Annotated in this window: 2 protein-coding genes and 1 tRNA gene; 1 reads left to right on the top strand and 2 read right to left on the bottom strand. The window is 58.2% G+C overall.

Annotation, left to right across the window (positions count from 1 at the left end; all coding sequences use genetic code 11):
* Positions 1 to 321: 321 nt before the first annotated feature.
* Positions 322 to 1,674: a sodium:alanine symporter family protein gene (locus QZZ60_RS11010; protein WP_295641360.1), complete on the top strand. Its 1,353-nt coding sequence runs from the start codon at positions 322 to 324 to the stop codon at positions 1,672 to 1,674.
* A gap of 319 nt (positions 1,675 to 1,993) precedes the next feature.
* On the opposite strand, the gene QZZ60_RS11005 is transcribed toward QZZ60_RS11010, so the two are convergent.
* Together QZZ60_RS11005 and QZZ60_RS11000 are read right to left on the bottom strand one after the other, a co-directional pair.
* Positions 1,994 to 2,068 (bottom strand) — tRNA-Gly (locus QZZ60_RS11005).
* Between the two features lie 480 nt (positions 2,069 to 2,548).
* Positions 2,549 to 3,597: aryl-sulfate sulfotransferase (locus QZZ60_RS11000; protein WP_295641358.1), on the bottom strand; the 1,049-nt coding region annotated here is incomplete at its 5' end.

Below are 3,597 nucleotides of genomic sequence, written 5' to 3'. Positions count from 1 at the left end.
ACAGACCCTTATAGGGTCAAATCAAACCGCCCCTTGAAGGGGCGGTCCTGACTTCATGCGACGAAGCACGGTCGGCTTCCGTTTTCCCGATCCGTGCGGTCACGACGGTCGCGTCGAACCGTCGGCTGAGGATGACCGCCGCGTTCAGAATGCTTCGCCGACAGTTCTCTCATGACGGTGAGCTGGAGCCGTGACGTCGGACGGAAGAGTGACGGGGAAACGACGGAAAGGAAAAGCGTTCTTGTGTTTTTTGTCGTTTGCCTTTTTTGTTTCAATATGATACCATGGTAAATTAGTGTTTCATCATAAAAGGGTTGCGTCATGTTGGAATGGCTTACGAGCATCAATAATTTCGTCTGGGGACCGTGCATGCTGGTGCTTCTGTTCGGCACCGGCCTGTATCTTACGATAGGGCTGCGTTTCTTTACCATCCGCAATTTTGCCCGGGGAATGCGTCATGCCTGGGCCGGACGGCGTTCCGACTCGGAAAAGGGCGAGATTTCTCCGTTCAACGCGCTGATGACGGCTCTTGCCGGCGACATAGGCACGGGCAACATCGTGGGCGTGGCTACGGCCATTTACATGGGCGGTCCCGGCGCCCTGTTCTGGATGTGGATGACGGCACTCGTGGGCATGGCCACCAAGTTCAGCGAAGTGCTGCTTGCCGTGCATTTTCGCGAGCGCACCCCCAAGGGCAACTGGGTGGGCGGCGCCATGTTCTTCATCAAGAACGGTCTCGGCTCCCGCTGGATGTGGCTGGGCAGCGCGTTTGCCCTGTTCGGCATTGTGGCCTGCATCGGTACGGGCGCCATGGTGCAGAGCAATGCCATAGGCGGCGTGCTCGACACGAGCTTCGGGGTGTCTCCCAGAATTTCGGCCGCCGTGCTGCTGGTACTTTCAAGCGTGGTGCTGCTCGGCGGCGTGAAGCGCATTGCCGGTGTCGCCGGACGCATCGTGCCCGTCATGGCGCTCTGCTATGCCGCCATGTCGTTTCTGGTCATCATCATGCACATAGGCGAAGTGCCCGCCATCTTCGGCATGGTGCTGCGCGAGGCCTTTTCTCCCACCGCGGCTCAGGGCGGCGCGGCCGGAGCCTCCATCATGCTGGCCATACGCATGGGCATGGCCAGAGGCATCTTTTCCAACGAGGCCGGTCTCGGCACGGCACCCATGGCCCACGCTGCGGCGTCCACCAGCTCGCCCATGACGCAGGCCACCATAGGCATGCTCGACACCTTCATCGATACCATCGTGGTGTGCAGCCTTACCGCCTTTGCCCTTCTTCTGACCGGAGAGTGGACCGACGGACAGCAGGGCGCGGCCATGACCTCCGCGGCCTTTGAAAGCGTGCTGCCCGGAATAGGCAGCATCATGGTGGCCGTGTGCCTTTCCCTGTTTGCTTTCACCACGGCCATGAGCTGGTGCGTGTACGGCGAGCGCTGCGCCATTTATTTCTTCGGCGACCGGGCTCAGATTCCTTTCCGCATCGTGTACTGTCTGGCCATTCCCGTGGGCATTCTTACCAAGCTTGACCTCGTATGGCTGCTGGCAGATACCTGCAACGCTCTCATGGCCATACCTAACCTCATCGCCATTCTTCTGCTCAGCCCCGTGCTTTTCCGGCTGGTGCGCGAAGAGGAAGCGAAGTTCAAGGTCGAATGCGACAGAGACTGACCGGCACTTCATGACGGAAAAAGGCGGGGCCTTCGGGCTCCGCTTTTTTGGGGGTTGTGCCCGCTCAAGGCTTCAGTGCTGAAAGAAGCACTGCCTCCCCGATTCGCACAGGGAGAAACGGGGCTTCTTTTTTAGGAAGGGAGGAAATGAGAAGGCAAAAGAGCTCCGGGCGTTCAGGTCCCTTGCAGAAGCAGGGAATCGTCGTCGTTTTCAGGACGCGTGTTCGGAGACAGGCGGAAGTTGAGCGGTATGTCCGTACCTTCAAGTGAGTGCTTAAAAAAGAAAAAGCCCGTCGATGACGGGCTTTCTTTATATCATATGGAGCGGGAGACGGGATTTGAACCCGCGACTTCAACCTTGGCAAGGTTGCACTCTACCACTGAGTTACTCCCGCGTGGCGTGAACAGACGTCTTTTATAAAAGATGGCGTCACCTGTCAACAGAAAAAGCGGGAGAATTCTGTTTTTGGGAAAGATTTAATGGAAAAACGTGCGCAGACGAGTTTTTTGCGGAAAAGAAGAGGAGGAACGGGAAACAACAGGGAGAGCTTGCAGGCGCAGGGACGAAGCTCAGGGAACTTCAAAGAGCCGTTGTCGAAGCTCTCTTTCGGCGGAGGTCAGAAAATGAACGACGGATTACGGGCCGGAGGCCGTATCGGATGCTTCCGCAAAAAGCAGCCCGGGCGCGAAGATCATTCCGCACCGCTTCGTGCGTCCAGACAGAATTCTTGGCGATGAAGGTGCGCCGCCCAGCATCGTCGTGAATCCCGAAGATTTTTATGCCGGAAAAAAGAAGAAGGCCGTCTGCCGAAATCGGCGGGACGGCCCGGGGAAAGAGGGGTTTCGTTTTTCAGAGAACAGCTGAAGATCGTTCGTTACTTCTTGGCCGGAACGGCGTAGTCATAGCCCTTCTGGTCGGAAGCGGGAGCATTTTCCACCTTCGGAGGACGGCTGCCGTTGGGGGAGGGCTTGTAATCCAGCAGCGTCTTCCAGTCGGGGCAGCCGGGGGCGAGCTTGCGAATGGGCTTAAGGTCGCGGCCCTTGAGCTGCGGAGAGTCGGCGGCGTAGCGGAAGGCGCGGTGTATCTGCGTCCAGGGGTTGTCGTCCTTCTTCACGCAGTAGGGGTCGTCGCCGGAAATGGGATTCAGGAATTCCCACACCACTTCGCCTTCAGGAGTCACTTCAAACACGTGGCCGTTGTTGGTGGCCGTGATCTGCCAGTTGCCGTTGGGCAGCTTCTGCGCAGCGCTCTGGTAGGCGGAATAGAAGCTGTTCTGATCCTTGGTCTTGAAGGACCATACGATCTTGCCGCCGTTGAAGGTGCCGTCGCGTTCTATTTCATAGGCGGCGCTGTAGTTGCCGTTCGGACGCATGGTGCCGTTGTCGAAAATGCTCACGTTGCCGTTGGGCAGCCAGTTGCAGTCATGAGAGCCGAACAGAATCTGATCGCCGTTGCGGGCGTAGCCCTGTTCCTTGGTGCCCCCGCCGTAGGCATAGGGATTGCCCCAGCGCCAGACCATTTTCTTGGTCTTGCGGTCGATGATGTACATTTCACCCCAGTCGCGGGAGTTCACGAGATACTGGTCGGTCTTGGGGTTGTAGCGGATGGAGTTCCAGTGCGTCCAGTCCGGTCCCGCAAAATAGGCGGGCATGTAGCCGAAGGGAAGGTGATAGTTGGGGTCCCACTGGTCCTTGGCCGTGCCGATGTGATCCTTCACATGGAATTCCCACACGATCTTGCCGCTGGGGTCCACTTCGATGATGGCGTCGGGCCACACGCCTTCCAGCACCTTGCCGTCGGGATACTTGAAGCCGTCCTTATAGATGGTGGGGTCCTTGGGATCGCGCCCCTTGGCGATCATTTCGTCCCAGGACATCTTTTCCCATACGAGCATGGCCGTGTTGCCGTTGGGCAGCCGGTCGA

It is taken from the genome of uncultured Mailhella sp., from assembly GCF_905187505.1.
In the GTDB taxonomy this organism is placed as follows: Bacteria; Desulfobacterota; Desulfovibrionia; order Desulfovibrionales; family Desulfovibrionaceae; genus Mailhella.
The sequence above is the reverse complement of the archived record's forward strand: the minus strand, read 5'-3'. Positions and strand labels throughout refer to the sequence as shown.